This window comes from bacterium (assembly GCA_040755795.1).
Taxonomy (GTDB): Bacteria; UBA9089; CG2-30-40-21; order CG2-30-40-21; family SBAY01; genus JBFLXS01.
The window spans coordinates 1-4,962 of the sequence record JBFLXS010000207.1 but is presented as its reverse complement, the minus strand read 5'-3'; the positions used below and the strand labels follow the sequence as shown (position 1 = coordinate 4,962).

8 protein-coding genes are annotated in these 4,962 nt (G+C 37.8%); all 8 read right to left on the bottom strand.

The annotated features are described in order from the left end of the window. Positions 1–8 precede the first annotated feature (8 nt). Complete coding sequence (prfA, locus tag AB1414_12930) at positions 9–1,070, bottom strand: peptide chain release factor 1 (protein MEW6608326.1); 1,062 nt, start codon at positions 1,068–1,070, stop codon at positions 9–11. Positions 1,071–1,354: 284 nt separating this feature from the next. Then, entirely contained in the window at positions 1,355–1,591 is a 237-nt protein-coding gene (locus tag AB1414_12925) for a DUF5615 family PIN-like protein (GenBank protein ID MEW6608325.1), read from the bottom strand. A gap of 6 nt (positions 1,592–1,597) precedes the next feature. Continuing rightward, positions 1,598–1,927 (bottom strand): DUF433 domain-containing protein, encoded by a 330-nt coding sequence (locus tag AB1414_12920; protein ID MEW6608324.1) that lies wholly within the window; start codon positions 1,925–1,927, stop codon positions 1,598–1,600. Beyond that, positions 1,924–2,637, bottom strand: a complete 714-nt coding sequence (gene thyX / locus AB1414_12915; GenBank protein ID MEW6608323.1) for an FAD-dependent thymidylate synthase — start codon at positions 2,635–2,637, stop codon at positions 1,924–1,926. Before thyX ends, AB1414_12920 begins: the two co-directional genes overlap by 4 nt. Next, complete coding sequence (gene rpmE / locus AB1414_12910; GenBank protein MEW6608322.1) at positions 2,638–2,853, bottom strand: 50S ribosomal protein L31; 216 nt, start codon at positions 2,851–2,853, stop codon at positions 2,638–2,640. 269 nt (positions 2,854–3,122) lie between these two features. Then, positions 3,123–4,178: a lipopolysaccharide heptosyltransferase II gene (gene waaF, locus AB1414_12905; protein MEW6608321.1), complete on the bottom strand. Its 1,056-nt coding sequence runs from the start codon at positions 4,176–4,178 to the stop codon at positions 3,123–3,125. Between the two features lie 10 nt (positions 4,179–4,188). Next, positions 4,189–4,539, bottom strand: coding sequence for a hypothetical protein (locus tag AB1414_12900; protein ID MEW6608320.1), 351 nt, complete (start codon positions 4,537–4,539; stop codon positions 4,189–4,191). Between the two features lie 239 nt (positions 4,540–4,778). Then, a partial coding sequence (locus AB1414_12895) for a hypothetical protein (GenBank protein MEW6608319.1) occupies positions 4,779–4,962 on the bottom strand: 184 nt, incomplete at its 5' end.

Genomic DNA, 4,962 nt, shown 5'->3' with positions numbered 1-4,962 from the left:
AATACCAGTTACTTATTTTTAGTTTTCAGCTCTTTTGAAGCAGAGATTAATGCAAAGACAAGTTCGTCTAAATCGCCATCCATAATAGTTTCAAGTCTGTGCAAACTTAAGCCAATGCGGTGGTCTGTAACGCGGTTTTGTGGGTAATTATAAGTTCTTATCTTTTCACTTCTATCACCGGAGCCAACCTGAGATTTTCGTTCTTGAGATTGTTCTTTTCTTGCTTTTTCCTCTGCCTGGGCTAATAATTCAGCCCTCAAGACACGCATTGCTTTTGCCTTATTTTTATGTTGTGAGCGTTCATCCTGGCAGGTAACGACAAAACCTGTTGGTAAGTGTGTAATTCTAACTGCAGAATCTGTAACATTGACATGTTGTCCGCCAGGCCCACTTGACCTGAAGGTATCAATTCTCAAATCTTCTGGTGAAATTTCTATATCTATTTCTTCAGGCTCTTTCAGGACGGCGACGGTCACGGCTGAGGTATGAATTCTGCCACTGGCTTCTGTTACCGGAACCCGTTGGACTCGATGGGTGCCACTTTCAAATTTAAGTTTTTTGAATACCTCATCGCCTTCCACACCAAAGATGATTTCTTTAAATCCCCCGATACCAGTAGGATGAGAATTGAATATCTCTAATTTCCAGCCCTGTGAAATAACATATTTACTATACATTCTAAATAAATCAGCTACAAATAACCCGGATTCCTCTCCGCCTGTGCCAGCACGGATTTCCATAATTATATTTCTATCTTCTTCTTCCTCATCTTTAGGGGCTAATAAATCTGTTAGTTTTTTTGCGATTGATTCTTTTTTTACTTGCAGGCTATTCAATTCTTCTTCTGCTATCTCTTTTAATTCTGGCTCAAGTGCCTCATTCAACATTACTGATAGTTTTGCTATTTCTTCTTCTACTGTTTTATATTCTCGAAATTTAAGCACAAAAGGTTCTATTTTCGCCCTTTTTTTCATAATTTCTTGATATAAAGAGAGATTGGTTACATTTTCTTCTATCTGAGAGGTTAATTTTTCATATTCGGTTTCTAACTCTTTTAACTTTTCAAACATAATTCATCCCTTTATTAAATCTCATCATTCAAGACGATTTACACGAATGAGTTGACCAGAAATTTGGTGTTGTGAATTAATGGCTTTGTGGATTCGACGAGCCTAACCTACAAAATCAGTAAACGTTCAGCCACAGAGACACAGAGTTCACAGAGAATTAAGGAAATTAGCCACAAATGGATACGAATTAACCTCTGACATTCCATAAATGTAGTGCGAACCTTTAAGTTCGCCTTTTGGCTTGCCAGAAGCGAAGCTAACGCCTCGCACTACAAATCTTTTTATTATTCGTGTTCATTCGTGGTTATATATTCCCTCTGTGTTCTCTGTGACTCTGTGGCTATATCCTGAACGGTTACGAGAATTCGGTTTTCATCTCTGGCAAAAGTCAATACATCTTCATCTGGTATGGATTGTCCTGCTTTACCCGTTTCATAAATAGTGATAACCTCGTGCCCTAATCGTCGGAGTTCTTCAACAACAGGCAAAGGGAAGTTCTCATTAGCATACAATCGTGCCATTTCCCTCTAAGCCTCCTCGTTCTCACGAATTTGTTGTTCGATTTCATCCCGATGAGAGCGAAAATATGCCCAGGCATTAGCTAAATCTTCGGCTCGTAAAGTTGGATAACACCTTAATAAATCTGATTCGGTTGCACCCAATCGCTTTGCTTGAACCAATACCCATACTGGAATTCGAGTGCGAACGATACATGCCTCTCCCCCACAAACATTTGGACTGCTTTCAATATCAGGAAAGGCATCACCAATATCACACACCACCCATTGAAGCACCTGAGCCTTTTCTGCCCGTGTCATAGTGGATAACAATTTCTCTGCTTCCTGCAATGTAGTCATTTTTTATTATCACCTTTCCTTTGTTTTATATCGTCTAATACTTCCTCTCTCTTTGGTGGTTTTCCACAAGACATTTTATTTTCTGGACATGGACCTCGCCAGCATCCCGGCCCAGCATCTGAAAATAACACAGGAGCCACTTTTAATACTTCATTCAACATCTTATAAGCCATCCTACGAATTTCCCATTGGGCACGGTTACAACACCGTAACCTAAAGAAATGAAGTAATTCTCTGGCATTCATTGTTACAATTATCTTTGTCTCGCAAGCCTCCGGAAACACATATCGAGCGTCTTCAGCTGGAATTCCTGATTTTAGCAGTTGTTTATAGGCATTTTTTGCCGTTTCCATCACTTTTATGAATAACCTTTCTATGTCTTTGTTTTTCTGAATAGTATGTGGGGTTATATATTTTAGCTCGTTATACTTGACATACCGCTGAGATTGTTGTGAATAGGAGGCAATTCGATGTCTAACCAATTGATGGGTAGTTACTCGTGAAATTCCTTCTATGCCAAAGGTAAAGCTTATATGTTCAAAAGGTGAGTGATGTCCCATTACCATCAATTTATTGATAAAATCACTCACCTCTTTTTTCTTCATTTCCTTCCATAAATCATCAATAGTCGATTCGGAATAACATAATTTAGCCGCCATAGCAACTAAAATTTCAGGATTGGGTGTATATTTAAGCAATTCTACCTTCACTTATTTTTCCTCTTTTTCTTCTATTTTATATTTTTTGCGGAATCTTTCTACCCGACCGGCAGTATCTACTAATTTCTGTTTACCCGTAAAGAAAGGGTGGCAGTTAGAGCAAATCTCAATCCGTAAATTAGGCACGGTTGAGCGAATCGGGAAAGCCGCTCCACAAGCACATCTAATAGTCGTTTCGACATAATTAGGATGGATGTCTTTTTTCAATTTTCTTCACCTCCAGGAATATTTTATAAAAATTATACCACATCATTCTTCTTTTGGCAAGGAAAATGTTGAAACCTGGTGTAATACGTCAGTTATTTGGGGGAATGAACATTAACCTGCGGAGGACAAAGCAATGAAAATAGTAGGTAAGTAGGTAGTAGGTAAATAGGAAAAGGATAAAGGATGTGCACGGTATTCCTCTTCTGGGGGCAATCTCTCCCCCTTTCCTACTTTCCTACTCTCCTACTTCCTACTTTCAGGAGAATCCCCTATTTCACTGACCCATTACAAACCTGGTTACCCAATAATTCTTTCACAGCTTCCAACACCTCATTACTTGAAATAAGTCGCATACAATCAAAGGTTTTTATTGGACATTTAGAACTACCTTTCGTGGAACAGGGCCTACAGGGTAAGTCTTTAGAAATGACTCGGTTAGCCCCTCGATACGGATAATAGCCAAATTCTTTAACCGTAGGCCCAAATATTGCTACGACTGGTGTTTTCACGGCAACACTGAGGTGCATTATCCCGGTATCATTAGTGATAAGCACTTTGCATCTTTTAAGTAAAGCGGCTGTCTCCATAAGAGAAAGTCTGCCGGCGGCAACAATAGGTTTATTAAATAATGCCAATTTTATCTCCTGAGTTAATTCTACCTCATCTTTACCACCAAAGATGACTATTCTTGATTTCTTGTTCTGGATAAGCCAATTAGCTAATTCAATATATCGTTCTTTGGGCCATTTTTTGGTTGCCCAATATGCACCTGGCGCTATACCAATTAAAATATCTTCTTTGCTTATGCCCTCACTCCTGAGTAATTCTAATATAACTGCTTCTTTTGAAGGAGTAATATAAAATTCTAATTCCTGTCCTTCATCTTCAACACCAAACCTCTCAATAGATTTTAAATAAAGATTAGCCATATAAGGTGTGTTTGAATAGCGATTTATTTTAAACTTAACTAATAAGAAGCGAAGAAAGGAATGTTTATTGTAAGATACCTTTTGTTTTGCACCACTTGTCAAGCAAATAAGGAAACTGCGTAGTTTTTTATGAATATCAATAATTAAGTCATATTGCTTCTCCCGTATCTTTTTACATAATCTCAAAAGTCCTCTTATCCCTGTTTTACGGTCAAATAAAATAACCTGGTTTATATTAGGGTTGGCAGAAACCAATTCCTCAAATTCTGCACACATAACCATATCAATTTCTGCATCAGGGAATCTTTTCCTGATGAGTCTAATTAAAGGAGAACTTAAGAGAATATCACCTATGGAACTCAGGCGAATGATTAATATTTTTCTATAATTTTCCACTTTCTGTTCTCTACTTTTTTATCTTAGCACCATTATAGGCGTCATAGATGCTGTAAATTCCAAGAATAGCAACCGCAGTAATACTCAAGGCTAAAAGTATAAGCCAGAGAATTAACTGGACTATCTGTTGTGGATTTAGCCAGAAGATGTAGACAAGATAAATCGTTGTAATTACGACACAAATCATCAACAAAACTGAGCTGGCCATAATGTTAATCCCTTTTCTAATCTGCCCGTTATACATCTGTCCAAGTCCATTAAAGCAAAAAGAAAGAACAGCCGCTACCCCGGGGTCCCGAACACTTCTCTTTAAAAACTCCTCTTCTATAATCTCTTGTTTTTTTTCCTCTGATAAAATCATTTTTTTATCCCTCCTTCATTTTGGTAATTGGTAACTGGTGAATGGTAATTAGTTACCAGTTACCATTTAACCGATTACTTACTTTATAATTTCGTGAAGCCCTATATATTATATGCTACATAGCATAAAGATTCTCTTGAAAATAGCGAATTAGTGAATTAGAGATTAGCGAATTAGTATAGTATCCACAGACTCGTATCCTATGGTGTAGAACAGATATTCCCCCTTAATAAAGGGGGTTAGGGGGTTGTCCTTCTCCCATTTTCATCGTCCTTTGTGAGTCGCAGACTCATGAGCGTTTCCCCTGAAAATGTATGTAAGTTGTTGTAATTATTTATTTTTTGTAGTAGCGAGAGGAAAGTAAAACCATCCCTTCCCTTAAAAGCACACAATATCCCCTTCTTGCCATTGTCTCGAAAACCA